A 26385-nucleotide genomic window follows, 5' to 3' on the forward strand; every position below is an offset into this window, starting at 1 on the left:
GCCGGTCGCGCCGGGCGTCGACCGGTCAGCCGCCGAGGCTGGCCGCCGCCGAGGCGATCGCCGAGGCGTAGTAGCTCACCTGGGTGTAGACACCGGGGTAGTTGGGACGGGCACAGCCGTTGCCCCAGCTCACGATGCCGACCTGGACCCAGGCGTTGGCGGCGTCCCGGCGGAACATCGGGCCACCGGAGTCACCCTGACAGGTGTCGGTCCCGCCGCTGGCGTAGCCCGCGCAGATCTCCTCGGCCGGGATGATGTCGCCGCCGTAGTTGGACTGGCAGGTGGCGTCGTCGACGAAGGGCACCTGCGCCTTCAGCAGGTACCGCTGCTGGGCCCCGCCCTCACGGGCCGCACCCCAGCCGGCCACGGTGAACATCCCGTTGTCGTACGCGGTGGTGTTGGCGATCTTCAGGGTCGGCAGCGTGGTGACCGGGGTGGCGAGCCGGATCAGGGCCCAGTCGTCACCGGAACCGTTGTAGCCGGGCGCCCGGTAGACGTAGTTCGAGCGGACCGTGATCCGGCTGGACGACTGGAGGTCGACCACCCCGAGGGTGGCGGTGATGCTGGTGTTCGACCCGGTCCGGCCCACGCAGTGCGCCGCGGTCAGCACCAGGTTCGGGCTGTAGAGCGAGCCGCCACAGCCCATCGAGAGCCGCACCATCCACGGGAACTCGCCCTGGGTGGCCCGCGTGCCGCCGACGACCTGCGGGGTCACGTCGGCCTCGGGCTGGGCGACGGCCGGAGCCGCCACGACGAAGGAACCGACGGTCACCGCCGCCAACGCGACAGCCGTACGGCGGAGGAATCTGCGCCAGGGTGCCATGGGGGAGCCTCCCGAACCTGGGGGTGGCACGCCGTCGGCGTGCCGAGGTCACGATGGCGGAAGCCTACGTTTTTCCATCGAAGATTGGCAATGGATGGCGACTATTCCGCATTCGTCATACCGCCACCCGGACCATCCGATCGTCCATCATGCACAATGATCAACCCCGCGTTACGTATTGACGTCCATATGTGTACGGGGTGTGATGGGCGTAACCTGCCGGCCACCCGCTCCCGGAGGGGCCCATGCGTCCACGAAGCGCGTACGTACTCCGCTCCGCCGTCCTGGCGCTGCTGCTCGCCGTGCCCGCCGCCGCCGTACCGGCGACCGCCGCGCCCCCGCCACGCGCCGGGGACGGGGGCGCCGGGAGCCTGGCCGACGGCTGCGACCCGGTCGACCCGGCCGCCTGTCTGCTGCCGTTCCCCAGCGACCTGTACACCGTCGCCGACCCGGCCACCGACACCGGGATCCGGGTCGACCTGCAACGCGCGGCGATGCCGGAGAACATCTTCGGCACCAACATCGACCCGACGGACTGGAACCGCAACGACGGCTTCTCCCCCGGATCGATGCTGCTCACCCGGATACCGGGGCTCGACCCGGTGACCTCCGGGATCGCCCCGTCCACCGACATCGGTCGGTCCCTCGCACCGGACGCCCCGATCGTGCTGGTCAACACCAGGACCGGGGAACGGCACCCGTACTGGGCCGAACTCGACGCCAACGCCGCCGACGACCCGGACCGCCAGGCGCTGATCATCCGGCCGGCCCGCAACCTCGACGAGAACACCCGGTACGCGGTCGGCCTGCGCCACCTGCGCGACTCGGCCGGGACGACGATTCCGGCGTCGGAGCTGTTCGCCACGTTGCGGGCGCCCACCGCGCCGGCCGACCCGGCGCTGCACCGCCGCTGGGAGTACGCGCAGCGGGCGATCGGCGCGCTCTCCACCGCCGGGGTCGACCCGGCCGCCCTGCACCTCGCGTGGGACTTCACCGTGGCCAGCGAGCGCAGCCTGACCGAACGCGTCCGGCACATGCGGGACGAGGCGTTCGGCCAACTCGGCACGGCCTCCCCGGTGGTGACCGTGGACAAGGTCACCGACTACACCGTCGAGCAGGACCCGGACATCCGACGGCAGGTCGAGGGCAGCGTACGGGTACCGAGCTACCTCGACACCCCGCTCGGCCCACCCGGTTCGCGGCTGAACTACGGCCCCGACGGGCTGCCCGAGCAGCGCAGCCTGAACATCACGGCGAAGTTCTACTGCAACATCCCCCGATCGGCGAGCGCCGCCGCCCCGGCCCGGCCGACCCTGTACGGCCACGGCCTGCTCGGCTCTCCCACCGAGATCGACTCCCGCAAGCTCAAGCAGTACTCGAACGAGTCGAACTCGATGCTCTGCGCCACCCCGTGGATCGGCATGGCGACCACGGACGTCCCGAACGTCATCCGCTCGCTCGGCGACTTCTCGCGGTTCGGCACGATCCCGGACCGCACCCAGCAGTCCTTCCTGAACTTCCTCTACCTCGGCCGCGCGCTGATCCACGCCCGGGGCGCCGCCGCGAAGGACGCCTTCCGGGACGAGACCGGTCCGCTCACCCGCACCGGTACCGGCCAACTCGTCTACCTCGGCAACAGCCAGGGCGGGATCCTCGGCGGGGCGCTCTGCGCCGTCGCCACCGACTTCACCCGCTGCGCGCTCGGCGTACCGGCGGCGAACTACTCGACGCTGCTGGACCGCAGCGTCGACTTCGACCAGTTCCACCCGGTCTTCCACAACGCCTACCCCGACCCGGTCGACCAGCAGCTCTGCCTGGCCCTGGCGCAGATGCTCTGGGACCGGGGCGAGGCGAACGGCTACCTGCACCACCTCACCGGCGACCCGCTGCCCGGCACCCCGGCCAAGCAGGTGATCATGATCGAGGCGTTCGGCGACCACCAGGTGGCCAACATCGCCACCGAGGTGCAGGCCCGCACCATCGGGGCACGCCTGCGCACCCCGGCGCTGGCGGCCGGTCGCAGCCCCGACGTCGTACCGTTCTGGGGCATCCCGGCGGTCCCGGCGCTGCCCTACGCCGGAAGCGTGCTGGTCATGGTCGACAGCGGCTCGCCCGCGCCACCGGCCGGCAACGTGCCGCCCCGCGAGGGTCTCGACCCGCACGGGCACCCCCGGAACTCACCGGAGATCCGGGCGATGATCGCGCGCTTCCTCGACTCCGGCACGCTGGTGGACACCTGCACGGGAGTCCCCTGCACCGCCCCCACCGGCTGACCGCTCAGTTGCTCGCCGTGCCGGGTGCTCGCCGTGCCGGGTGCTCGCCCCGCGTGGTGTTGCGGCGTCGGGTGTTGCGGCGCGTCGGGTGTTTGCAGGGGCCCCCTGCTCGGCAAAAAGCGGTAACAGGGGGCCCCTGCTACCAACCAACGCGGCGGGCGGGCGGGCCCGGTGGGATGAACCCCGGTCGACCGGGTAAGCCCGGTCGGCCTGGTGGAGGAGGACCGCTGTCGCGGTGGGCCGCGACGACGACGCCCGGGCGGGCGGCACGATGCCGACCCACCCGGGCGTCATTTCCGCCCTGCGGTACGCCTCAGCCGCCGGTGACCCAGTTCCAGGCGGAGACCACCCAGTCGGTCTGCTGGAGATAGGCGACACCGACACCGACCAGGAAGATCGCGGTCACCGCGTGGGCTCCCCGCGCGCTGCGCCGCACCCGGCCGAGCTGCCGCTCCCACACCAGCCGGCCGAGCAGCCGGGCGAGCGCGAAGAGACCGGCGGCGACCACGAGGGTGAGCAGGAAGGTCACCACCGGGGAGGTCAGGTCACCCCGGGAGGAGATCGCCCAGATGCCCCAGCAGACGAAGGCGAACAGCCCTCCGGCGGCGGTCCACTCGGCCCCGTTGCGCCACTGCGCCAGATACCAGCTCAGCGGACGGCTGGGACCGGGCGAGAACCAGCCCGTCGGCTCCTCCGACTCGACCGCCGGGAACGTCTCGGTACGCGGAGCCTTCGGCCGGCCGACCGACGCCACTCCCCGCTGGAACCCGTCCCGTTGGGGAGGAACCACCGGGCCGGAGTCCTTCGGCACCTCGACGGTCCGCTCCGCCCACGGCTGTGTCTGGTCTGACATCTCATTTCCTCCCTGACGCCGGCCCTGCGGATCGGTCTGTCCCTTCCGAGGGTAGCCAGCGCGTACCGCAGGCCCCGCGCGCGCATCCCCCGGTGCGGTACCGTCGGCGGATGGCGGACACCGAGCGTCGGCGACGGCGCCTGCGGCACCCGACCGGACACGACCGGGAGCAGGCGGGTGGTTCGGCGACGACCGCCGGGACGCACGACGGGACACCCGCCCCGAGCCGCCGTGGTGGGCCGGAGGAACGCGACGGCGACCGTGGCCTGCGTGGTCTGGTCGGCTCGGGCACCTCGCAGGTCGGCATCACGGCGGCGCTGCGGGCACGGGACGCCAGCCGACCCACCGCGCAGGACGTGGCCGAGGCGGAAGCCCGGCTGGTGCTGGTGCGACGCAACTGGGTGCCCCGCGAGGAACTGCCCCGCTCCGGTCGCTGACCCGCCGGCCGTGGACCGGTCCGCCCATCCGGACCGGTCCGCACCCCGCAGGGCAGGTCCGCACGCCTCAGGGCAGGTCGGGCAGCTTGCCGGAGGTCTCGTACGCGGCGACCTGGGCGATCCGGCGGGCGTGCCGCTCGTTGCCGGAGAACGGCGTAGCAAGGAACGCCTCCACGATCGCGGTGGCCTCGTCCAGCGTGTGCTGCCGGGCGCCGACCGCGACCACGTTGGCATCGTTGTGCTGCCGCGCCAGCTGAGCGGTGTCGATGTTCCAGGCGAGCGCCGCCCGCACCCCGGCGATCTTGTTCGCGGCGATCTGCTCGCCGTTGCCCGAGCCGCCGATGACCACCCCGAGGCTGCCCGGGTCGCGCACCACCCGGTCTCCGGTGTGCAGGCAGAACGCGGGGTAGTCGTCGTCGGGGTCGAAAGCGTGCGGGCCGACGTCGACCAGCTCGTACCCCTGCGTGGCCAGGTGGTTGGCGAGGTGCACCTTCAACTCGAAACCGGCGTGGTCGGAACCCAGGTAGACGCGCATACCGCGCAGTCTGTCAGGCCGTCCTCCGCGGTGTCGCCGAGGGCGGCACCGCGGAGCCGGTTCGTCACATCACCGGGGCGTACGGGTCAGCGGGACAGCTCTGCCACCACCAGGCCACCCCGGGCCTTCGGGGTGAACCAGGTGCTCTTGCGGGGCATCTTCTCCCGCGCCAGGTTGACCGCCACGAAGTCGTCCACGGTCACCGACGCGATCAGGACGGCGAGTTCGGCGCGACCCGCGTCCACCTCGCCGGTCAGCCAGCTCGCCGGGTAGTCGCCGCCGACGTAGGTGATCCGCTTGTCGCCCGGGTCTAGCCCGAGGGCGTCCCGCAGCAGCAGCCGCTCGACCAGCGCGTGGTCGAGGTTCTCCAGTCGTCCCTGCTCGCCGTGGGGCAGGGTGACCGCGTACCCCCCGCCGGGAAGGCGGAGGTGCACGGTGCCGCCGGCCGCCGGGACCTCCACCGGGCCGTCGATCGGGCTGATCTCCGCGCCGGCCGCGCGGAGTCGGTCGAGCAGTTCCTCCGGGCTGCTGGTCAGCTCGCTGACCAGCCGGTTGTAGGGCTGGATCGCCACCGAGCGGGGCGTGGTGACCACGGCCAGGAAACGCGGCAGCTCACCGGTCTGCGCGGCCAGGCTGCGGTGGTTGCCGTCCGCGACCACCAGCTCCCCGCCGCCCGCGAGGGCGGTCAGCGCGTCCTGCTCCGGGCCCGGGCCGACCAGCCAGATCGCGTGGGTCCGCCCGGCCTGGTCGGTGTCGGTGGCGGCGGGCGGGCCGGCCGCGTCGGTGGCGGCGGCGAGCCGGGCGTGCAGCTCCTCGCCGGTGCCGGTCTGGAGCAGCAGCACCGGGGACAGCAGGTGCCCGAGCGTCTCGGCCAGCGCGACCCGCTCCCGCACCTTGGCGATGAAGACGTCCTCGTTCCGGATCACCAGGCCTGGTTCGTCCCGGCTCGTGGAGATCTGGTCGGTGTCGACCATCGCGAAGATCCCGTACGCGGGCTCCTCCCCCGCCGCGCTGATCCGGTAGAGCACGACCACCTGCTCCGCCGGGGTGTAGCTGCCGTCGGCCTTGGCCTCGGCGAGCCGGGCCGCCGCGTCGGGGAGGGCGTCGAGGAACGCCTTGCCCAGGCTCTCCGGGGCCCGGTGGGGCATCTCGATGCCCAGGGCACTGTGCGGGTTCGCCTCGATGATCGCGGTGATCTCCGCGTCGTCGGCGAACTCGTCGTAGTTCTGCGCGCCGGTGCCGCCAGTGGTGATCCAGGCCCGGGCGATCGGATGCACGACCGTCATGTGCGTTGACGCTACCGGGTCCACCAGGTGAAAAGAGGGCCCCCTGTCAGCGCGGTCCCGGGCGCGGGACTCCTCCGCCGAAGCGGTTCGACCGGCCGGAAGCCCGCGCCACCCCGACCACGATCGGTGGGGCCAGCAGGTCCACCAGGTGCGCGGGCAGGCCCGGCCGCACGGACGACCAGGCACCGGCGTCCACCGACCAGTACGACTCACCGACCGGCTCGGCGACGGGCCGGCGGGCGGCCTCACGGGTGGACACACGGCGGTGGTTCGCCATCGGGATTCCTCCGGGTCGGGCGCGGTCCGGAACGGACCGGCGGGAGCGACACCGGATGCAACGACCACCCCGATGCCCGGTGACGGGACGTGGCCGGCGAACGGACACCGGGTGCGGCCGGCGAGGGCCCGGCCATCCCCCTCGACAGGCGACGGCCGGGCCCCGCCCCGGTCACTCGAAGCTGGGCTCGACGTCCCGGGAACGCTTCAGCTCGAAGAACCCGGGGGTGCCGGCGACCAGGAGGACGCCGTCCCAGAGCCGTCCGGCCGCCTCGCCCTTCGGGGCCGGGGTGACGACCGGGCCGAAGAACGCGACCGGCTTGCCGTCCGGGCCGGGAGCGTGGATCACCGGGGTGCCGACGTCGTAGCCGACCGGGTCCATGCCGGCGTGGTGGCTGGCCCGCAGCGCGTCGTCGTGGTCGGTGCTGGTGGCCGCCTCGGCCAGCGCCGGGTCCAGCTCCGCGTCGGCGAGCGCCGCCGCGATGGTCTCCGGGCCCCGCTGGCCACCGAGGTGGATGCGGGTACCGAGCGCGGTGTAGAGCTTCCGGAGCACCTCGTTGCCGTACCGCTGCTCGGCGGCGACGCAGACCCGGACCGGCCCCCAGGCCGACCGCATCAGCTCCTGGTAGCGCTCGGGCAGTTCCCGGCCCTCGTTGAGGACCGACAAGCTCATCACGTGGAAGCGGACGTCCACGGGACGGACCCGCTCGACCTCCAGCAGCCAGCGGGAGGTGACCCACGCCCACGGGCAGGTCGGGTCGAACCACATGTCGACGGTGACGCGTTCGGCCACGGTGATTCCCTTCGCGAACCCGGCCGCGCCGGCGGCGCGGCACCTCCCCCGATCTTCGTCTCCCGCACCGCCGCCCGGCAGCGCATCCCACGGTGACCTCGGCCACCGGGCGGGACAACCTCGCCACCCCGGCAGGGCGTCTGCATGGAAGACTCGAATCCGCTGTCGGTCCGGCCACCGGGCCGGCAAGCTGGCAAGGACGCCGTTGACAGTGGGATGGAGACAGACAGTGCCGGGAGTGCGCAACCTGACGCAGGTCGAGGCGACCGAGCGGGCCCGCCTGCTCGACGTGACCGGGTACGACATCAAGCTCGACCTGTCGTCGGCGGTCCAGCCAGCCGACGGGCACACGTTCAACTCGGTGACCGAGGTCCGGTTCCGGTGCAGCGAGCCGGGGGCGAGCACCTTCATCGAGGTGGCGGCCGAGGCGGTGCGGTCCGCGACGCTCAACGGCACGCCGCTGGACACCGGCGGCTGGTCGGCCGAGAAGGGGCTCACGCTGCCGGGACTGGCCGCCGAGAACACCCTCGTGGTCGACGCCGACTTCGCGTACTCGACGAGCGGGCAGGGCCTGCACCGCACGGTCGACCCGGTGGACGGCGAGACCTACCTGTACAGCCAGTTCGAGACCGCCGACGCGCAGCGCGTCTTCGCCTGCTTCGACCAGCCCGACCTGAAGAGCGTCTACACCTGGCACGCCACCGTCCCCGAGCACTGGCGGGTGGTCTCCAACATGCCGGTCGAGCGGGAGGAGCCGGCCGCCGAGGGGTGCAAGACCGTCCACTTCGTCGAGTCGGCGCGGATGAGCACCTACATCACCGCGCTCTGCGCCGGTCCGTACCACGAGGTGCGGGACACCCACGACGGCATCGACCTGGGCCTCTTCGTCCGGGCGTCGATGGCCCAGCACCTCGACGCCGACGACCTGTTCCTCGTCACCCGGCAGGGCTTCGACTTCTTCCACGAGCAGTTCGGCGTGCGGTACCCGCTGCCGAAGTACGACCAGCTCTGGGTGCCCGACTTCAACGCCGGGGCGATGGAGAACTTCGGTTGCGTCACGCACGCCGAGTCGCACTACATCTTCCGCTCGCAGGTCACCGACTTCGAGTACGAGCAGCGCGCCAACACGATCCTGCACGAGATGGCGCACATGTGGTTCGGTGACCTGGTCACCATGCGCTGGTGGAACGACCTGTGGCTGAACGAGTCGTTCGCCGAGTGGGCCAGCCACTGGTGCAACACCCACGCCACCCGGTTCACCGACGCCTGGACGACCTTCCTCTCCGTCCGCAAGAACTGGGGCTACCGGCAGGACCAGCTCTCCTCCACCCACCCGGTCTACTGCGAGATGCCGGACCTGGAGGCGGTCGAGGTCAACTTCGACGGCATCACGTACGCCAAGGGCGCGAGCGTGCTCAAGCAGCTCGTGGCGTACGTCGGGATGGAGCCGTTCCTGGCCGGGTTGCGCAGCTACTTCGGCAAGCACGCCTGGGGCAACGCCACCTTCGACGACCTGCTCACCGAACTGGAGTCGGCCTCCGGTCGGGAACTGCGCAAGTTCGCCGCGCAGTGGCTGGAGACCGCCCAGGTCAACACGCTGCGTCCCGAGGTCGTCATCGGCGACGACGGCAGCTACGAGCGGGTGGTCGTGCACCAGGACGCCCCGGCCGGGCACCCGACGCTGCGTACCCACCGGATCGGGGTCGGCCTCTACGACCTGGCCGACGGCCGGCTCACTCGCCGGGACCGGATCGAGGTCGACGTGACCGGCGAGCTGACCGAACTCAGCGCGCTGCACGGCAAGCCGGCCGCCGACGTGCTGCTGCTCAACGACGACGACCTCACCTACGCCAAGCTCCGCCTCGACGAGCGGTCGATGTCCACCGTGGTGCAGCACATCGCCGGCTTCGAGTCGTCGCTGGCCCGGGCGCTGTGCTGGACCGCCGCGTGGGACATGGTCCGGGACGCGGAACTCTCCGCCCGCGACTACGTGGCGCTGGCGCTCGCCGGGCTGCCCGCCGAGTCCGACATCAACCTGGTCACCGCGACGCTCCGCCAGGCGGTCAGCACGCTGGTCTTCTACGCCGACCCGGCGTGGGCCCCGACCGGCTGGGCGGAGCTGGCCCGCACCACGAAGACGGCGATGCAGGCCGCCGAGCCGGGCAGCGGCTTCCAGCTCGCCTGGGCACGGACGTACATCTCGGCGGCCCGCTCCGCGGAGGACCTGGCCACCCTGCGGGGCTGGCTGGACGGGTCGAACGTGCCGACCGGGCTCACCATCGACACCGAGCTGCGCTGGTCGCTGCTTCAGTCGCTGGTCGCCAACGGTCGCGCCGGCGCCCCCGAGATCGAGGCCGAGCTGGCCCGCGACAAGACCGCCAGCGGCGAGCGGGAGGCCGCGTACGCGCACGCGCTGGTGCCGACGCCGGAGAACAAGGCCGCGGTCTGGGCCCAGCTCACCGGCGCGGAGGCGCTGCCGAACTGGCGTAACCGGGCGCTGTTGCAGGGCTTCGCGCACCCGACGCAGGTGGAACTGGTCGCGCCCTACCGGGAGCGGTACTTCGCCACCGTGGCGCAGGTCTGGGCCAACCGGGACAGCGAGCCGGCGCAGGAGTTCACCCAGCTGGCGTACCCGGCGTACCTGGTCTCGGAGGACACCGTGGCCGCGACCGACGCATGGCTGGCCGGCGAGGGACACCCGGGCCCGCTGCGCCGGCTGGTCGCCGAGGGGCGCGACGGTGTGGTGCGGGCGCTGAAGGCCCGCGAGAGGGACGCCCAGAGCGCCTGACGGGCACCGACCGGGGCGGGCGCGGGGGTAACCCGTGCCCGCCCCGGCCCGTTACGGTTACCGACGGAGGTGGACGTGATGGCACAGCCGACCCAGTGGCGACCGCCCGCGCGGGCCTGGCGCGAGGAGGACCTGCGCGACCTGCCGGAGGACGGAAACCGCTACGAGATCGTCGACGGGAGCCTGCACGTGACCCCACCGGCCGGATACGCGCACCACGAGCTGGCGGACGACATCCGGATGGCGTTGCGACAGGCCGCGCCGGAGGGGTGGCGGGTGATCCGGGAGATCGGGGTACGCGTCCCCGGCGGCAACCTGATCCCGGACGTGACGGTGCTCCGACCCGGCGTGCCTGCGGACGGCATGTGGGCCGAGCCGGTCGACGTCGCGCTCGTCGTCGAGGTGGAGTCGCCGAGCAGCCGGCGGCACGACCGGTTCACCAAGCCCGCGCTCTACGCCGAGGCCGGCATTCCCGCCTACTGGCGGGTGGAACGGGGCGACTTCGGCCCGGTGATCCACCGGTACGAGCTGGCCAAGGGAGACCACTACCGGCTGGTCGGCACGGTCGGGCCGGACGACCCGGTCACGGTGACCGAGCCCTGGCCGATGACCCTCACCCCGGCCACCTGGCCCCGCTGACCCTGCGGACCCGCAGACACCGACACCCGGCCCGCCGAGCGGCGGACCGGGTGTCGTCGCGTCGAAGGTGGGTCAGCCCTTGCCGGCGTGCGTGGCGAGCTGGTCGAGGCCGTTGATGATCCCGCCGGCCAGGTCGCCGCCGCCGAAGGCCGCGACCATGGAGAGCGCGGCGAGCTTGGCGTACGTGTCGGGGATGCGCTTGCGGGCCTGCTTGCCGGTGACGACCTCCAGCCGACGCTGGTTGGGCGACACGGCGATCAGGACCGAACGCTCCGGCTCGGCGAGCTGCCGGTGCAGCCGCTCGGCGTGCTCGCGGGTCGGCTCGTCGAGCCCGCCGACGAAGACCGAGAAGACCAGCCCGGTGCCCTGGTCGGCAAGGCGCAGCGCCTCGTCGATGCGGAGCAGCTGCCGGGTGGTGAAGGGGCCGTCCAGCACCTCGGGCGGGTTGCCCGCCTCGATCTGCTTCTCACCAACGGTCACTTGCGCCTCCGGTTACCCCGACCGGCGCCTCGATGCCGGCCTGCTCCTGCTTGCGGCTGCTCAACGCCGGGGCCTGTGCGCCCGCGGCCAGCGCCGTGCCGGCCGAGTCGGCCAGCTGCTCGGGCCGGCCGAGGAACCAGACCGGCGTGAAGTCGAAGGGCCGGCCCGGCCGGTAGCGCTTGGCACCACCACGGCCGCCGCGACCACCACTGGCGAGGGCCAACCCGGCGATCACCAGCGTCGCCGCCGCCGGGATGCCGACGAAGACCAGCAACGTCTCGGTAACAGACAATCCCAACGCCCCCAGGCGGAAAGAGAGACCAGATCCACCGGGCCGGATCGGGCGTCATGGTGTCGCCCCTCCGACCCCGCTGCTGTTCACGTTAGCGGAGCCGACGGCCCGCCATATCGCGGGGTGGCGATGATCCCACCCGCCGTCGGCCCGTTCGACCTCGGCGGCAGCGGCCAACAGCCGCGCGTCGTCGCCGTACCGACCGGTGAGGAGGACACCCACCGGGAGCCCCTCGCCGGTACGGCCGACCGGAAGCGAGACGGACGGCTGGCCGGTCAGGTTGAAAACCGCACAGTACGGCGAGAACCGCCGCTGCCGGTCGAAGTCCTCCGCCGGGTCGACACCGGAGTGGAACCAGCCGACCGGAGCCTGCGGCGTGGCCACGGTCGGGCAGAGCAACAGGTCGACCCCGGCGGTCCGCCGGGCACCGAGGCGGACCAGCGCCTGGAGTTCGGCGAGGGTGCCGGTCAGGGCGGCGGCGGAGATCCGGCTGCCCCGCTCACGCATCAGCCGGGTCAGCGGCAGCAGGTCGCCCTCCCGTTCCGGGGTGACCGGGGCGAGCGACAGCACGTACCAGAGGGTCTCGAAGAGCGGCCAGCACTCCGGGCCGAGCGGCGGATCCACCTCGACCACCTCGTGCCCCGCCCCGGCGAGCAGCGCGGCGGCCCGGTCGACGGCGGCCACGCAGTCCGGGTGGACCGGTCCGTCGACGAGCATCGGGCGGGTGAACCGCCCCACCCGCAGCCGGCCGGGCGCGGCCCGGCGGGCCGCGGCCAGGTGACCACCGGGCGGCGGCGGAGGCGGCAGGTAGGGCTCCCCCGGCACCGGGACGGCCATGACGTCCAGCAGCGCGGCCACGTCGGCGACGGTCCGGCCGATCGGTCCGTTGGTGGGCAGGCCGAACGCGCCGGAGCCGAGCGGACCGCCGGAGACCAGCCCACGGCTCGGTTTGTGGCCGACCAGGCCGCACAGGGCGGCCGGGATGCGCACCGAGCCGCCCCCGTCGGAGCCCTGCGCGACGGGCACCAGCCCGGCGGCGACCGCCGCCGCCGCGCCACCGGAGGATCCACCCGCCGTGTACGCCAGATGCCACGGATTCCGGGCCGGCGGCGCGACCAGCCCCTCGGAGTAGAGCGAGCAGCCCAGTTCCGAGGTCGTGGTCTTGCCGAGGCTGACCAGCCCCGCGTCCCGCAGGTGCCGCACCACGTCGGCGTCGACCATCGGCACGAAGTCGGCGAAGGCGGCCGACCCGAACGTGGTCCGTACCCCGGCGGTGAGGGTCAGGTCCTTCACCGCCGTCGGTACGCCGTGCAGCGGGCCCCGCTCGGCGGGCGGCACCGCGTCGGCGGCCCGGGCCGCCCGGCGGGCCTCCTCCGGGGTGACGGTGACGAACGCCCCGACGGTGTCGCCCAGCGCCTCGACCCGGACGAGATGGTGCTCGACCAGCTCGACGCTGGAAAGGTCGCCCCGGGCCAGGGCGTCTGCCTGCTCCAACGCGTTCAGGTCGTGTGGCTCGGCCATGACGTCATCCTGCCCCTGCTTGTAGGGGGCTGGGGTGTTTGCAGGGGCCCCCTCCTCATCAAGAACGAGTAACAGGGGACCCCTGCTACCACCCCACCCCACCCCACTCCACCTCACCGCTCACGGCGGCAGGTGGTCACATGGCGGTGCGGGCCGACCAGAGTTCCGGGAAGACCACCCGCTCCATGCTGCGGCGCAGCCAGGACAGCCCGGCCGAGCCGCCGCTGCCCACCTTGGCGCCCATGGCGCGCTGCACCGCCTTGAGGTGCTGGTACCGCCAGTCGCCGAACTCCTCGGCGACCGTGGTGAGCGCCTCGCCGAGCAGCCGGAGATGGTTGTCGGGCCCGGCGTCGGCGTAGACGTGCACCCAGGCCGACTCGACCAGCGGGTGCGACTCGTGCTCGACGGTCACGTCGCGGTCGAGGAGGTCGGCCGGCAGGTCGAACCCGTGCCGGGCGAGCAGGGCGATCACGTCGTCCCACACGCTCGGCGCCTCGATCCCGGCGCGCAGTTGCGCGTACACCTCGGTCTGCCGCCGGAACGGACGGATCAGCGCCGCGTTGCGGAGCCCGAGCAGGAACTCCAGCTCCCGGTACTTCGCCGACTGGAATCCCGAGCCCTCGCCGAGCAGGTCGCGGAACCGGTTGAAGTCGGCCGGCGTCATCCAGCGCAGGCTCTTCCAGGCGGCGTTGAGCCCCTCCAGGTGCAGGGCGGTACGACGCAGCGGAGCCAACGCGTCGGCGATCCGGTCGGCGCGGAGCAGCCGCTGGGTCTCCCGCAGCTCGTGGCAGGCCAGCCCGAAGTACAGCTCCATGATCTGGCTGATCATCAGGAAGGACATCTCGCCCGGGTCGTCACTGAGCGGCTGTTGCAGCGTGTGCAGCGTGCTGGCGTGCACGTACGCGTCGTACGGAACGCGGTCGGTGAACTCCAGCGTCGGGCTGCCACCGTTGCGGTCCGCCCGGGCCGCGCGCTGCCGCGGGGTCAGCGGGCGCACCGTCGCGGTCAGGGTGGGCGCCCGCAGGTCCGTCTTCTCCACCTGTGTCTCCCTCCGTGAGCCGGTCCACTCATGATCTCGCGGGCGGAACGTCAGATGGAATGCCGGAACGACGGTCCTTGCCCTTGGCCACCTGTCGGAGCAAAGGTGGAAGGGTCGAAGCACTTCAGGAAAGGAAGGTTCAGCGTGGACGACATGGACTGGGCGCTGCTGCGGGAGTTGCAGGCCGACGCGCGCCTGTCGTTCAGCGAGCTCTCCCGTCGGGTCCACCTCTCCCCACCGGCGGTCGCCGAGCGGGTACGCCGGCTGGAGGAGTCCGGGGTGATCACCGGCTACCACGCCCACGTGGATCTCTCCCGGGCCGGCCGGAGCGTTCTCGCCCTGATCAGGATGTCCTGCTACGGCCCCCGGTGCATACTGCACGACCCGACCGTCACCGACTGGCCGGAGATCCTGGAGATCCACCGGATCACCGGGGACGCGTGCAGCATGCTCAAGGTCGCGGCCGGCTCGATCGACGAGTTCGAGGCGGTGATCGACCGCCTCGCCCCGTACGGCCAGCCGTCCAGCACCATGGTCCTCTCCACTCCGCTCGGCTGGCAGCCGGTCACCCCGCTCGCCTCGGAGCCGACCGACCGTCCGGAGCCGCCCGGCCGTCGCCGCTGACCCGCCCCGCCCGGCCGCCGCCGAACCGGTCCGCCCCGCCCGGCCGATGCCCCCGAACCGGCCGACGCGGGGCCGCCCGGGGGCGGGCGGGGTCGGGTTTGCCTCTCCGGCAACGGGAATGCAGGGCGGGTCGCCCAGCGCACCACCGGTGCCGGGAAGGGGAGGATCATGCGGGGTCACGGACCCGGCCGCGCCGTGTCGGCGGCGTTGGTCATGATCGCACTGGTCGGGGTCTTCGTCCTGGCCACACAGGCCCCCGCCCACGCGGGGGAGAACGTCTTCATCGAGGTGCGGCCGAGCACGGTCCAGGCCGGCAGCCGCGTGGACATCCGGGCCAGTTGCGACCGGAACAACAACCGGCAGGCGGAGGCGACGTCCGACGCCTTCGGCCGGGTGGTGCTCCGCCCGCACGACGACCGGTGGGGCGGCAACGACCCGAACGCCAACGAGCCCGACCCCAACGGCAACCGCGCCGACAGCGGTTTCCTCACCGGGGCGGTGACCGTCCCGCCGGACACCGCCCCGGGTGACTATCCGGTGGAGCTGCGCTGCCCGAACGGCGACCGGGCGAGCACCGTGCTGACGGTGTTGAACATGACCCAGCCGAGCAAGGGACCGGCGACCGGCGGCGGGGGGACCTCCGGCGGCCGGGGGCCGGGCTCGCTGCTGCTCGTGGGCGGCCTGGTGACCGCCGCCGTCGCGGCCGGGCTGGGCCTGTTCGGCAGCCGCCGCCGGCCCGGGAGCCCCTGACCGGGGTACGCCATGGCCGGCTCACGCCAGCGCCACCCGCGTCGGGACCGTCGGGCGACCCGACGATCGGCTCCCGCTCGTACCGCCCGGCACCAGGGTCCCGGCCCGGGGCGGCTGCCCGTCCTGCTGGGGCACGGCGCGGTCGGGCTGGTCCGTGCCCTGTGGTGGTCGCTCGTCCTCGTCGGGCGGGGACTGCGACACGACACTGTCCTGGTGCGGCACGGGGGTGTCGCCCTCGGCCACGCCGGCCTCGGGATCGGTCGGGGCCTGGGACGCGGGCTGCGCCGGCTGCGGAGGGTGGCGGCCGAGGCGAGCCGGGCGGGGTTGCTGGTCGTCGACCCGGCCACCCGGCGGCAGGCGGTCGACCCACGCCGGACGACGCCCACCCGACGGTGGGCGGGACGGCGGTCGGCGCGCTCGGGTCCGGGCGCCCCGGTGCTGGTGGTCGCCACGCTGATGGTGCTGGTCATGGGAATGCTCGGGGTCGAGCAGGTCACCGGCACCAGTCTGCTGCCGGACCGGCTCGGTGCCGGCCTGCGTCCGCCGCCCCGGAAGTTCCCGGTGCTGCCGGAGAGCCCACCGGTGGAGATCGAGATCCAGGCGCTGGACCTACGCGCGCCCGTCCACCACGTCGGGCTCGCCGCCGACGGGACGATCGGCGTACCGGACGAGAAACGCGCCCACGAGGCCGCCTGGTACGACCAGGGCCCGACCCCGGGCCAGTACGGCCCGGCGGTGATCGTCGGCCACGTGGACACCTCGACCGGGCCGGCGGTCTTCCACGACCTGAAGCGGCTGCGGTCCGGCGACCGGATCGAGGTCGACCGGTCCGACCGGTCGGTGGCGGTCTTCGAAGTGAACGCGGTGGAACGGTTCGACAAGGAACGACTACCGGTGGACGAGGTCTTCGGCGACTTCAGCCGCCCCAACCTGCGGCTGATCACCTGTGGTGGCCGCTGGGTGGGCGGTGCGACCGGCTACGCCGACAACGTCGTCGTCTTCGCCTCACTGGTCAAGGCACGCCACCCCTGACCAGCCCACGAAGCCGACACCCGGACCGGGCCACGGAGCCGCCCACCCGGACCGGGCCACGGAGCCGCCCACCCGGACCGGGTCAGGGACCGCCCACCCGGACCGGGTCAGGGACCGCCCACCCGGACCGGGTCAGGGACCGCCCACCCGGACCGGGTCAGGGTTCCGGGCAGCCCGGCCCGCGCAGGGACCAAGCCTGACCGCCCGGAGCGGGTCGGGCTGCCCGGAACCCCACCACCCCAGCCCCGGACCCCATCGCCTCAGGACCCGAACCCCGCCACCCAGAGCCCGCACGGAGCCCCGCTCAGGCCGCCTCGGCGACCGGCGCGGCCACCGACTCGCCCTCCCGCAGGTCGAGCCAGTCCGCCCAGCGGGGGTCGGGCGCACGGTGGCCGAGCACCCGCCACGCCGTGCCCTTGGGGGCCACCGGCAGGACGTGCAGTCGCCAACCCAGCTCCGCCGGGGTCTTGTCGCCCTTGGTGTGGTTGCAGCGCGCACAGGCGGCGACCACGTTCTCCCAGGCGTGCCGGCCGCCCCGGCTGCGCGGGAAGACGTGGTCGATGGTCTCGGCGGGGCCCCGGCAGTACGCGCACCGCCACCCGTCCCGGGCGAAGATCGCCCGTCGGGAGAGCCCGACGTGGGTGCGGTACGGCACCCGGACGAACCGGGTGAGGCGGACCACCGAGGGGACCGGCAGCGCGTCGAAGGCGCTGTGCAGGACACCGTCACCGTCGGCCACGCAGACGGCCTTGGCGGTGAGCACCAGGATCGCGGCCCGCCGGACCGACACGACACACAACGGCTCGTAGGTGGCGTTGAGGACCAACGCGCCGGAGCCTGTTGCGGGTCGTATGTCAGGCATCGTGCTCACCCTCCGGGTCTAGCCGCGTCGCGTCCTCGCGGCCGACCGCGGGCAACACGAACCCAGCCGCGGCCGACGCCGGAAGGATCACCGACGTTCCGTGCGCCAATCGTCCCTGATCGGACCCCGGATTGCACGCACTAATGCGAGATGCGGACCATCGATCAGCGCAGATCGGACAGACCCGGCGTCAGAGCAGGGCGACACCCCTCAACGGCTGTCGACGTCTTACACCCGTTTCCGGGCTCAGTTGTGCCGAATCTGTGCCCGATGATCTTGTGACGGCATCGATGGCTACCGGTCCGGTGCTACTGCTGCGGTCGCTCCTGCGGGCAGAGATCGGCCCGGACATGGGTGCCGCACCATGGCGGTAGCTCGGCCGACCAGACGCGCCACCCGCCGGCATCCCGCCGCGTCTCCCACCGCCACGGGTGTGCCGCGCCGGCCATCGCGTTGGGTCCGTCCCACCAGACCCCGCGCACCTGCGCCACGACCAGGGCGCGATCCTCGCCGCGCTCGTCGACGACCAGGCGGCCGACCGTCTCCACCTTCGACGGCGGTCGCCCACTGCGCTCCATCGCGGCCCGGTACACCTGCCACTGGTCGCGCAGCTCGTCGTGCCGCTCGTTGGCCAGCACCCGCGACAACCCGATGCGCTCGCCCGCGCTAAGCCGGAGCACCCACACGGTCACCGCGGCCTCGGGGGTCGCCTCTCCGCGTTCGGCGTCCGCCTGCACCCGACCGGCCACCACCGCCGCCGTGGTCAACAGGGTGGCGCACACCACTGCCACCGCCACAGCCGCCACCATCGGCCAACGTCGACGCGGCCGGAACGGCCGAACCCGCCGTTCCGGCACGCGCGCCGGCACATCCTCCCCCAAGGTCATCTGAGCACGATAGATCGACTAGGCCCGGGAACAGAGCAACTCACAAGTACGGCCGAGAGCTAAACTCGCAAAGTTGGCACGTGGTCAATTCAGCGATCGCCGGGGGCGTCACGGACAGAAAATCACCAGTAAGGATTATATGCAGGCGCTGAACGCCGACAAGTGTCCTCTCCTGCGTCATCTACACAGACCTCGACACGCAGAGCGTAGATTCGCACTCCCCAGTTGATGTAGAGATTACTCCACCGGACGTAATCAGCTTGACATCCACTCTTGTTCCACCGCTTTGTCGTTGCGTGCCCTTCATCCGTGGTGCCGTCAAAGACCCTAAAGCGGATGTAGACGCCGTGACCATCACAGCTGGTGTCCCTCACAGACATACTGATACCGGAAACATCGTCTCCGGACTGCCATGTGAACGTTGCACTACCGCAGGCACCCGTGAAGCAGGCGTCCAATCGAGTTGCCGCAGCCTCGACCGAGGTACTGGGAGCATCGTTCGAATTGGCCGATGCAGGGACAGCCAAGCCCAACAACAGCGTGACTACTATCGTCAATGCGCTGATCGCTTTTGACAGCACCACTTGAGACCCCCTAGAGCATCGACTAGACGAAGCTCGATACTCCAACAACATGGACACCAATAGCGGATTATGGGCAAAACTATTCACGACATGAAAAATGATGGCTATTTGTATAGAACCCGACAGCACCGCTCTCCCGTTCAGAGTACGAACGGGCAACTGCGGCGATGCCCACCGCTCGCCCTTCGGCGCGCTGCGGCCTCCTCGGGCTGCGGTGTCGGCCCCAGCCCTGGCACCGGCTCCGGCGCACGCCTAGTTGGCTCTCGTGTTACGGACCTTGCCCCCGGCGGACACCGCCACAGCGGCGCATTTGACCTGACCGCGACCGGCTACGGCGTCGGCTCCTGGGCGACCGGCCCGACCACGGCGGCCACCACCCCCTTCCCAGGTGCCGGTTTTGACCTGAGGTGGACTGCGGTAGCGGCTGACGTGGGCGTCGTTTGCTCGGGCACAGCGGACACCGCCCCCATGCTTGGGGCTTGCCGGGCGAGCCTTGCGGGGCATTCTCGGCGCTGCGCTCCGGCGGCGGTCGGCGCTAACTCCTGCTGTGCCGTGCGCCGGGGCGTGACCGGCCGCCAGGCCGCACGCGCGCCCCGGCGCGACACGGCGGCGGGCCGAAGGCCCGCCCTTGACCAAGTAAAGAAAGTCTGAACACACTACGCTCGGGCCACTGCATACCACTGTGGAAGAATAGAGACGTGTCTCGCGACCAGCACCCCGAGGTTCAGGCTGCAAAGATCACGGCAAGGGCCACTCTTCGGACTGGAAGAATGGCCTCCGTCACTGCTTTGCTGGCTGCCTGCATCGGTGGACTATGCATGGTATCCAACACCACCCTGCAGACTGCGCTACCAACGCTCCTGCCTACCGGCAAGCCAACTCTCTCGTTTGACACAAGCGCCCACAAAGCCAAGATTGCGGGTCTTGCGGAGAGCGCCGTGGAGACGCCTTGCAGGATAGTGGTGTGGGAGCGCAGCGACAAGCTAATGCTTCAGTTTATCCATGAGCCGAACAGCGTTCCGACAATTCCCGGCAGCAGCTTATCAGCAACTCCCCTGGAAATTACCCCTGAGGAACTGAATAGTTGCCCCCTTGACTGGCTTGAGGTAAAGCGATACGACTAGAAGTTCTATCGCAAGGCGCAGCTACAGACCTCTGTCAGGTGGCGTAGCTTCTGATCTCTTCACGGAGATCATTGGCGAGGCCGGAACCGTGATACTTCTCGACTCTCAGCATTCCGGCGATGCGGTCCATCCTTTTCTTAATCCAGGAAATCTGGCGGTCTTCGGGGAGGTCCAGGATAGGGCGTAGGGCCGTGTAGGTGGCGTCCAGCTCGTTGAGCTGAAGGTGGGCGGTCGCCTGGTAGACGTGGGCCAGTGCCTCGTCATCAAGTGAGCGGGCCTCGGGCGTCTCGCTCTCCCACATCTCGATAGCCTGCCGCGCTTCCCGTACGGCGCGCTCTGCATCGGCGGCACCGGGAAGCCATATCAGGCTGCTACCGGCGTAGTAGTGCTGTTTGGCCTCAGAGAAGGTGAAGAGACCTTGGACGGAATCGGTGGAGGTTAGCGCCTCGCGTTCGTGCTGGGCCTGGTCGAGCGCCGCATTTGCCCCGTTGGAGTCTCCGAGGTTGGCTCGGCACTGTGCCAGGCCACACAGCAGGCGCAGCCGACCGGTCCCGGTGGTCGGCCAGGACAGCCCGTCAAGGACGTAGTTCAAGGCGCTGTTGTAGTCGGTGTTGAAGCGGGCGATCAGGCTCTGTGTGCCGCGTACCCACGCGCGCAGCTCGTTGTCTGAGGCACGTTCGGCGCAAGTCCATGCGGCGTTCGCATGCACCATCGCGCCGTCTGCGTCGCCCAGGTCGAGCGCGGCGTACGCAAGGACACCTTGGATGCGGCCGAGAGTCACGTACATGTCGGCCAGTTCGTGCGGCCGGTAGTGGTGTTGGCGCAGTCGGCGGATGACCTCGCTGCGCAGCTCTACCGCGGCTTGCAGCATCGGCCCCGGCGGTTTGGCGAGGTAATCCACTGCAAGAGACCGGGCACCCTGATCGATCTCGGGTAGTAGTAGCTGCTCGTCCGGAGTCGCCATGAGCTGTAGCGAGTCCTTGACTGACGCGGTCAGTAGACGGCCAACCCGCTCGGATTTGCGGCGTTCCTCGGCTTCAGCCTGCCAGGCGTCGATCAGGGCACCATGCGCAGCAAGCGCCGGGTCTGCCAGCTCGGCGAACTGACGATCGGGGAACTTCTCCCCCTGCTCCACCTTGCCGATGTATCCCCGGTTGAACTGGATCTTCTCCCCGAGATCACGCAGTGACCAGCCGCGATCGGTACGCAGCTCCCGCAGCAGTTGACCGAACCGTATGGGCGCACTCATGGGCTTAAGTCTCATCGCCGTCGGCATCTGTGGCCTCTCTCCACGTGTCGCCTGTGCTTGTTTGAGCTCCTAGGCGACAGCTAGATCTCGTCGCAGGTAGATCCTGAGGGCACAGTGGACCGACGACGATCGACGGTGTCAGGTAAGGAGCAATGGCCGATGTCGAGCAACGGGGTGGTCGACCAGATCCGGGAGCTGTCCGAGCAGCTTGCTTGGTTGGACTTCGAGCTGCGCGGACTCTGCGAACGGGTCGGAGAACTGGTCATCGGGGGCGGTTCGACCGTTCCAGCTCCTCGACCCGCTGAGTCAATCGGTGAAGGTGATTCGTGAGGTCCTGGACCTGACGCACAACGGTCGACAGATCCGCCTCAGGCGCGTCGATGTTGGCATCGGTCCGGACGAACACGCCCTTGCCATGCCTAGCGACAACTAGCCCGGATTCACGGAGAACCCGAAGCGCCGCTTGGACCGTGCCCTTGGCGACCTGGTATCGCTCGGCCAACTCGGTGATCGACGGCAACTGCGAGCCAAGCGGGAACTCGCCGCGCTGGATGCCGCCCCGCAGCTTGTCAGCTAGCTGCTGGTAGGGCGGCCGACTGTCGTCAGGATCCAAGCTCATCTTCCCAGCGTACCGCCTCAGCTTAGTGACTCAACTCAGCTACTGTGTTGACAGTGTCGACTGAGATGCTAGAGCGGCATGGATTTGGTGCCGGAGTTCGTGAAGGAGTTGACCGGCAGACGGCGGTACGAGGCGCTGATGGGTAACACGCAGGGTCTGGCGATGCTGCTGGACGGCGTGAAAAGCCTGATCAACGCGTGTGAGCCGCCGCCGGGCACGCTGTACCAGTACTCGGCCCGGATCGAGGACTTGGAAGACGCGCACAAGCAGGCGGCGGAACACCTGCGGGCGTTCCATCTGCGGGTGAAGACGTTCGAGGCGGACCTGATCGCCAAGCCGTGGAAGGTGAGCTGATGTCCTACCAGATTGGCGACACCTATGACGGCATCGACCGGGCGATGCGCCTGTTGCGGGATTCGATGAGGGGCATGCCGGAGCGGCACCGGTACATGCGGCAGTACGACGAACTGCGTCGGTCGGTCGCGGTGCTCCTGGTCCTCCTCGAAGAGGCCACGCCGTGGATGGACGAGACGCGGGAAGCGCAGCGGGCCACGTCGAGCGCGAAGCAGTTGCTCTCGGCGGTGAGCTGACAGTAATTGCTCTACAGGAAAGGCCCGGATTGGTGATCCGATCCGGGCCTTTTCTTGCCCAAAAACAACACATGACGATTCATTCATAAATGGTGAAGGTGGGTGCGGGAAATGGGTAAGCGTACTCAGGGGTGGGAATGGCGGGTCGCGGGGTGGGCCGCTCGGCATCCCGGTTTCGTGGCGGCTCCGACCGCTGTCACTGCCGGCCTGATCGAGTTCGGGCCGATGACGACGGGCGGTGTGCTGGCGGGTGCGGTGGCGGCCGGTGTGAGCTGGTACCGGGGTCACCCGGACTCGTGGGCGCGGTGGGCGGCTCCGCAGTTGCGGGCGGTGCGTCGGCGGTGGTTGTCGCGGGCGTACCTCGGGCCGTGGTGGGGCCGGGTGACGGAGGCGTGCGGCTTGGTGACGGTGCATCGGTCCACGGGCGTCGTCTCCGTGCCCCGGATCATCCGGGTCCGGTCGCACTCCCCGTCCACTGAGACGGTGTACGTGCGGCTTTTGCTCGGGCAGACGCCGAAGATGTGGGAGGAAGCCGCCGAAGCCCTGGCCGTGGCGCTCAAGGCTGAGCGGGTCGGCGTCGAGCGGGTCCGCCCCCAGGTCATCGCGCTGATCGTCCAGCGCTCCGAGCCGTTCACGGAGGCCATCATCCCGCCGGACATCCTGGCGGACTCCGACGCGGTCGACCTGTCACGGGTGTACCTCGGTGAGACCGAGCACGGCACCGACTGGCACGCGCCGCTGATCGGGCAACACTGGCTGATCACTGGTGCCACCGGCTCGGGCAAGAACTCGATCACCTGGCAGGCGCTGCGGGCGTGCGCTCCGCTGATCCGTGACGGCCTGGTGCGCGTGCACGTGGTCAACCCCAAGGGCACGGAGTTGAACGCCCTGCGGCCGGTGTCGTACCGGTACGCCGAGACGGACGCCGACATCGTGGATGTCATCGCCGGTTTCTGGGCCACGATGCAGGACCGCAAGAAGGTCTTGGCGGAGCAGGGCCGGCGGACCTTCGCCATGTCGCGGGACACCCCGCTCGATCTCCTGGTGCTCGATGAGCTGGGCGCGGTGACCGGCTACGGCGACCGGTCCTTGACCAAGGGTGCTCAGGCGGCGTTGCCGCTGATCCTGTCGCAGGCTCGGGCGCTGGGCGGCAGCGTGATCGGTGCGCTCCAGGAACCGACCAAGGACGTCCTTCCGCAAAGAGATTTGTTCTCCCTGCGGGTGTGCCTGCGCGCCACCTCGGCCGGCCACGTCGACATGGTCCTTGGTGAGGACATGCGCCGTCGGGGTGCTCTGGCCGACGAGATCCCCAACGTGCCGGACTCGGCCGGGATCGGCTTCGTCGTCAAGCAGCGTTCCCGTACTCCGATGCGGGTGCGGGCCGCGTACTGCGACGACTCCGACATTGCCGAACTCGTCCGGGTCGCCGGCTGGCCGGTGTCCGAGCTGGCCACTGCGCGGCAGGGGTGAGCGACGTGAAGCGGGACGACAAGCAGGCTCGGCAGCCTCGACAGGTCCGCCGGCTGAGCAAGCGCCTAGACGTGGCGCGGCAGCTTCACGACCTGGAGCAGGATGCCGCGCTGGACATCGTCGACATCGAACGGCTTCGGGTGTCCGTGACGCGGTCGCTGTGGATCTTCCTGGCGGTCGGGTCGGTGTTCACCACCACCGGCGTTCAGGACTTCCTCGCCGGGCACCTCACCCCGGCCGACCCGGTGTGGTGGGGCTGCTGGGGCGTCGAGCCCTGCCTTGTCGGCGTCCTCATCACCGTCCTGCGGTGGGAAGCGGCGATGATCGCCCGAGAAATCGAGATCGGCTCCAAAGCGGTCGACTGGCTCAAGCGGTTCCTCCTCACCTGCACCCTGGTCATGAACGTCGTGCCGGCGCTCTGGCCTCGTGAGGGCGGGATCAGCGCGGGCATGCTGGCGGCGCACATCATGGTGCCGGTCCTGGTGTTCTTCCTGGCCGAGGTCATGCCGATCGTTCAGGCGCGCTGCACCCAGGCGCGACGGGCGGTCACCCTGACCAAGCCTCAGACCAGTGAACCCGCCTCGCCGGCCCCGGCCCCGGCCGTCGAGCCGCCGGCCTCATCGGTGGAAGCGCCGGCTGTCGTCGTACCCCCGCCGCCGGCCGTCCCGGTCGAGCCCTCACCCACCCCGGTGATGCCCCCGACCGTGGCGACCCTGCCCCCGGTCGCCCCGGTGGAGACCCCGGCTCCGGCGCCTGCGGTCGAGCTGGATGGGCTCGGCATCCCCGTGGCGATGCAGGCGCAGATCCGGCAACTCGTCGCGGACTCACCCGACCCGGTGACGGCCGCCGACATCCAACGCGCTACGCGGCTGCCGCTGACGATTGCGGCTCGGGTGGTCGACCGGCTCACCCCGGTCGGTGCCAACGGCTACGCGCACTGACCCTCGCACCTTCTCGCTCTGTCCTGCCGTGCCCCTACACGTCCTCAGGGGCACGGCAGGGCCGTATCCGGAGGGATTCCCTATGTCCTCACCCCCGTGGCCCGTGCATGACCCTGAGGCGGCGCTGACGCGGTGGATGCGCTCGCCGGCCTACAAGGAATGGCGGGCCGGCGTCGAGTCCGTCCAGGGCTGCCTACAGCCGGTCCGGCTCACCGGCAAGTGGGAGGTCCGCCACCTTGGTAGCGGTGACCTGATCGCTTCCCGGCAGGGTCGGGTGTGGGCCTCCTGCGGCACCCGCCGCGCCGCTGTCTGCCCGACCTGCGCCGACCGGTACGCCGCCGACGCCTGGCACCTGATCCACGCGGGCATGTCCGGCGGCAAGGGCGTCCCCGACACCGTCGCCCGGTCCACGCGGCTGTTCGTGACCCTGACCGCTCCCAGCTTCGGCGCGGTGCACAACCGGCCCGGCAAGCGGCCCTGCTCCTGCGGGCGCTGGCACCCGGACGGCTACCGGCTCCTCGGTAGCCCGATCAACCCGGGCGCCTACGACTACGTCGGCGCGGTGCTGTGGCAGGCGCACAGCGGGAAGCTCTGGCACCGGTTCACCATCGCCCTACGTCGCGCGGTTGCCGCCGCCAGTGGCCTTACCGTCCGCGAGTCCGGGGCGCACATGCGGATCTCCTACGCCAAGGTTGCCGAGTATCAGGGGCGCGGCCTGGTCCACTTCCACGCGGTCATCCGCGTTGACGGCCCGACCGGTCCGGACTCGGAACCCCCCGCGTGGATCACCCCCGACGTGTTGGCCGATGCGGTGCGTTCCGCGGCTTCGTCCGTCGAGCTGGGCACCGTCCGCCCCGATGGAACTCCGCTGCCGCTGCGGTGGGGCACGCAGGTTGACGTCAAGGACATCACCGCCACCGACATCGACATTCCCGACGGGGCCGACGACGACGGGGACCAGGCGGTGGCCGACACCCGGCTTGCCGGCTACATCGCCAAGTACGCCACCAAGGGCACCGGCGCGACGGAGACCGGAGACCGGCGCATCCGCTCGCAAGCGCACATCGATCGGCTGACCGTCTCCGACCACCACCGGGCCATGATCCAAACCGCATGGGACCTCGGCGGCCTCGACCAGTACGCCGACCTCAAGTTGCGCCACTGGGCGCACATGCTCGGCTTCCGGGGTCACTTCCTCACCAAGTCGCGCATCTACAGCACGACCTTCAAGAACCTCCGCGCGGAGCGTCGCGCGCATCAGCTACAGACCGCGCTCATCGAGGCCGGTCTGCCTGAGGACACGGACGTCCTGGTCGTCAACGACTGGCAGATCCTCGGCATCGGCTACGACACCCGCGAGCAAATCGAACTCGCCACCGCTATCGGTGACCGCATTCGAGCGGCACGACAGCAAGCCAGAAAGGAATCCCGATGACCACCCCCACCACTGAACGCCTGTGGAGCGTCGCCGACGTGTCGGCGTTCCTCGGTATCCCGGTCGGCACCCTCTACCAGTGGCGGCACCGCCGGATCGGTCCCCGCGCGTCTCGGGTCGGTCGGCACCTCCGCTACGACCCCGCCGAGGTGCGGGCCTGGTTCGATCGGCAGGCGGCCTGAC

Annotated in this window: 29 protein-coding genes; 14 read left to right on the forward strand and 15 right to left on the reverse strand. The window is 70.8% G+C overall.

From position 1 onward, the window contains the following. Positions 1-25 precede the first annotated feature (25 nt). On the reverse strand, positions 26-823 hold the full coding sequence (locus QSK20_RS22435; RefSeq protein ID WP_285790570.1) for a S1 family peptidase: 798 nt from the start codon (positions 821-823) through the stop codon (positions 26-28). Positions 824-1068: 245 nt separating this feature from the next. Between QSK20_RS22435 and QSK20_RS22440 the strand changes: the two genes are divergently transcribed. Beyond that, positions 1069-3096: a hypothetical protein gene (locus QSK20_RS22440; protein WP_285790571.1), complete on the forward strand. Its 2028-nt coding sequence runs from the start codon at positions 1069-1071 to the stop codon at positions 3094-3096. Positions 3097-3409: 313 nt separating this feature from the next. On the opposite strand, the gene QSK20_RS22445 is transcribed toward QSK20_RS22440, so the two are convergent. Further along, positions 3410-3949 (reverse strand): hypothetical protein, encoded by a 540-nt coding sequence (locus QSK20_RS22445; RefSeq protein WP_285790572.1) that lies wholly within the window; start codon positions 3947-3949, stop codon positions 3410-3412. 110 nt (positions 3950-4059) lie between these two features. Here QSK20_RS22445 and QSK20_RS22450 point away from each other — a divergent pair, with 110 nt between their 5' ends. Beyond that, positions 4060-4386 carry a hypothetical protein gene (locus QSK20_RS22450; RefSeq protein WP_285790573.1) on the forward strand — a complete coding sequence of 109 codons (327 nt, stop codon included), beginning with the start codon at positions 4060-4062 and terminating at the stop codon, positions 4384-4386. 67 nt (positions 4387-4453) lie between these two features. On the opposite strand, the gene QSK20_RS22455 is transcribed toward QSK20_RS22450, so the two are convergent. The 4 genes from QSK20_RS22455 to QSK20_RS22470 form a co-directional block, all read right to left on the reverse strand. Next, complete coding sequence (locus QSK20_RS22455; protein ID WP_285790574.1) at positions 4454-4921, reverse strand: ribose-5-phosphate isomerase; 468 nt, start codon at positions 4919-4921, stop codon at positions 4454-4456. Between the two features lie 86 nt (positions 4922-5007). Next, on the reverse strand, positions 5008-6207 hold the full coding sequence (locus QSK20_RS22460; protein WP_285790575.1) for a DUF1015 family protein: 1200 nt from the start codon (positions 6205-6207) through the stop codon (positions 5008-5010). A 46-nt stretch (positions 6208-6253) separates the two neighbouring features. Beyond that, on the reverse strand, positions 6254-6484 hold the full coding sequence (locus QSK20_RS22465) for a hypothetical protein (RefSeq protein ID WP_285790576.1): 231 nt from the start codon (positions 6482-6484) through the stop codon (positions 6254-6256). 171 nt (positions 6485-6655) lie between these two features. Then, complete coding sequence (locus tag QSK20_RS22470; protein WP_285790577.1) at positions 6656-7276, reverse strand: DsbA family protein; 621 nt, start codon at positions 7274-7276, stop codon at positions 6656-6658. Positions 7277-7514: 238 nt separating this feature from the next. Between QSK20_RS22470 and pepN the strand changes: the two genes are divergently transcribed. Together pepN and QSK20_RS22480 are read left to right on the forward strand one after the other, a co-directional pair. Next, positions 7515-10064 (forward strand): aminopeptidase N, encoded by a 2550-nt coding sequence (gene pepN / locus QSK20_RS22475; protein WP_285790578.1) that lies wholly within the window; start codon positions 7515-7517, stop codon positions 10062-10064. Between the two features lie 78 nt (positions 10065-10142). Continuing rightward, the gene (locus tag QSK20_RS22480; RefSeq protein WP_285790579.1) at positions 10143-10703 is read left to right on the forward strand and encodes a Uma2 family endonuclease; all 561 of its coding nucleotides are present in this window, start codon (positions 10143-10145) and stop codon (positions 10701-10703) included. 72 nt (positions 10704-10775) lie between these two features. Here QSK20_RS22480 and QSK20_RS22485 read toward each other — a convergent pair whose 3' ends face one another. The 4 genes from QSK20_RS22485 to QSK20_RS22500 all read right to left on the reverse strand — a co-directional run bounded on the left by QSK20_RS22485 (position 10776) and on the right by QSK20_RS22500 (position 14035). Beyond that, complete coding sequence (locus tag QSK20_RS22485; protein ID WP_285790580.1) at positions 10776-11183, reverse strand: DUF5130 family protein; 408 nt, start codon at positions 11181-11183, stop codon at positions 10776-10778. Then, complete coding sequence (gene ctaJ / locus QSK20_RS22490; RefSeq protein WP_435830280.1) at positions 11170-11475, reverse strand: aa3-type cytochrome oxidase subunit CtaJ; 306 nt, start codon at positions 11473-11475, stop codon at positions 11170-11172. Before ctaJ ends, QSK20_RS22485 begins: the two co-directional genes overlap by 14 nt. 54 nt (positions 11476-11529) lie before the next feature. Next, positions 11530-12996 carry an amidase gene (locus QSK20_RS22495; protein ID WP_285790581.1) on the reverse strand — a complete coding sequence of 489 codons (1467 nt, stop codon included), beginning with the start codon at positions 12994-12996 and terminating at the stop codon, positions 11530-11532. Between the two features lie 136 nt (positions 12997-13132). Further along, a complete protein-coding gene (locus QSK20_RS22500) occupies positions 13133-14035 on the reverse strand; it encodes a tryptophan 2,3-dioxygenase (protein ID WP_285790582.1) in 903 nt (300 codons plus the stop codon). Positions 14036-14179: 144 nt separating this feature from the next. Here QSK20_RS22500 and QSK20_RS22505 point away from each other — a divergent pair, with 144 nt between their 5' ends. The 3 genes from QSK20_RS22505 to QSK20_RS22515 all read left to right on the forward strand — a co-directional run bounded on the left by QSK20_RS22505 (position 14180) and on the right by QSK20_RS22515 (position 16441). Beyond that, entirely contained in the window at positions 14180-14659 is a 480-nt protein-coding gene (locus QSK20_RS22505) for an Lrp/AsnC family transcriptional regulator (protein ID WP_285790583.1), read from the forward strand. Positions 14660-14827: 168 nt separating this feature from the next. Next, positions 14828-15409 carry a hypothetical protein gene (locus QSK20_RS22510; protein ID WP_502888986.1) on the forward strand — a complete coding sequence of 194 codons (582 nt, stop codon included), beginning with the start codon at positions 14828-14830 and terminating at the stop codon, positions 15407-15409. 12 nt (positions 15410-15421) lie between these two features. Then, entirely contained in the window at positions 15422-16441 is a 1020-nt protein-coding gene (locus QSK20_RS22515) for a class F sortase (protein WP_502888987.1), read from the forward strand. A 304-nt stretch (positions 16442-16745) separates the two neighbouring features. On the opposite strand, the gene QSK20_RS22520 is transcribed toward QSK20_RS22515, so the two are convergent. Together QSK20_RS22520 and QSK20_RS22525 are read right to left on the reverse strand one after the other, a co-directional pair. Beyond that, positions 16746-17303, reverse strand: a complete 558-nt coding sequence (locus QSK20_RS22520) for an HNH endonuclease (RefSeq protein WP_285790584.1) — start codon at positions 17301-17303, stop codon at positions 16746-16748. A gap of 308 nt (positions 17304-17611) precedes the next feature. Next, on the reverse strand, positions 17612-18100 hold the full coding sequence (locus tag QSK20_RS22525; RefSeq protein WP_285790585.1) for a hypothetical protein: 489 nt from the start codon (positions 18098-18100) through the stop codon (positions 17612-17614). Between the two features lie 531 nt (positions 18101-18631). On the opposite strand from QSK20_RS22525, the gene QSK20_RS22530 reads away from it, so the two are divergent. After that, on the forward strand, positions 18632-18778 hold the full coding sequence (locus tag QSK20_RS22530) for a hypothetical protein (RefSeq protein ID WP_285790586.1): 147 nt from the start codon (positions 18632-18634) through the stop codon (positions 18776-18778). A 1154-nt stretch (positions 18779-19932) separates the two neighbouring features. On the opposite strand, the gene QSK20_RS22535 is transcribed toward QSK20_RS22530, so the two are convergent. Then, positions 19933-21147: a helix-turn-helix domain-containing protein gene (locus tag QSK20_RS22535; protein WP_285790587.1), complete on the reverse strand. Its 1215-nt coding sequence runs from the start codon at positions 21145-21147 to the stop codon at positions 19933-19935. Between the two features lie 262 nt (positions 21148-21409). Continuing rightward, positions 21410-21766 (reverse strand): GntR family transcriptional regulator, encoded by a 357-nt coding sequence (locus tag QSK20_RS22540; protein ID WP_285790588.1) that lies wholly within the window; start codon positions 21764-21766, stop codon positions 21410-21412. A gap of 78 nt (positions 21767-21844) precedes the next feature. On the opposite strand from QSK20_RS22540, the gene QSK20_RS22545 reads away from it, so the two are divergent. Beyond that, positions 21845-22120 (forward strand): hypothetical protein, encoded by a 276-nt coding sequence (locus QSK20_RS22545; protein WP_285790589.1) that lies wholly within the window; start codon positions 21845-21847, stop codon positions 22118-22120. Beyond that, the gene (locus QSK20_RS22550) at positions 22120-22356 is read left to right on the forward strand and encodes a hypothetical protein (protein WP_285790590.1); all 237 of its coding nucleotides are present in this window, start codon (positions 22120-22122) and stop codon (positions 22354-22356) included. The genes QSK20_RS22545 and QSK20_RS22550 overlap by 1 nt, the downstream gene beginning before the upstream one ends. Positions 22357-22640: 284 nt before the next feature. Here QSK20_RS22550 and QSK20_RS22555 read toward each other — a convergent pair whose 3' ends face one another. Then, entirely contained in the window at positions 22641-22778 is a 138-nt protein-coding gene (locus tag QSK20_RS22555) for a hypothetical protein (protein ID WP_285790721.1), read from the reverse strand. Between QSK20_RS22555 and QSK20_RS22560 the strand changes: the two genes are divergently transcribed. The 4 genes from QSK20_RS22560 to QSK20_RS22575 all read left to right on the forward strand — a co-directional run bounded on the left by QSK20_RS22560 (position 22738) and on the right by QSK20_RS22575 (position 26384). Further along, positions 22738-23826, forward strand: a complete 1089-nt coding sequence (locus tag QSK20_RS22560; protein WP_285790711.1) for a P-loop NTPase family protein — start codon at positions 22738-22740, stop codon at positions 23824-23826. The two genes, QSK20_RS22555 and QSK20_RS22560, sit on opposite strands and share 41 nt — an antisense overlap. Next, positions 23823-24767, forward strand: coding sequence for a hypothetical protein (locus QSK20_RS22565; protein WP_502888989.1), 945 nt, complete (start codon positions 23823-23825; stop codon positions 24765-24767). Before QSK20_RS22560 ends, QSK20_RS22565 begins: the two co-directional genes overlap by 4 nt. Before the next feature lie 136 nt (positions 24768-24903). Beyond that, entirely contained in the window at positions 24904-26202 is a 1299-nt protein-coding gene (locus tag QSK20_RS22570) for a replication initiator (RefSeq protein ID WP_285790712.1), read from the forward strand. Further along, positions 26199-26384 (forward strand): helix-turn-helix transcriptional regulator, encoded by a 186-nt coding sequence (locus QSK20_RS22575; protein WP_285790592.1) that lies wholly within the window; start codon positions 26199-26201, stop codon positions 26382-26384. The genes QSK20_RS22570 and QSK20_RS22575 overlap by 4 nt, the downstream gene beginning before the upstream one ends. Position 26385: the final 1 nt, after the last annotated feature.

Source organism: Micromonospora sp. NBRC 101691 (assembly GCF_030269285.1).
In the GTDB taxonomy this organism is placed as follows: domain Bacteria; phylum Actinomycetota; class Actinomycetes; order Mycobacteriales; family Micromonosporaceae; genus Micromonospora; species Micromonospora echinospora.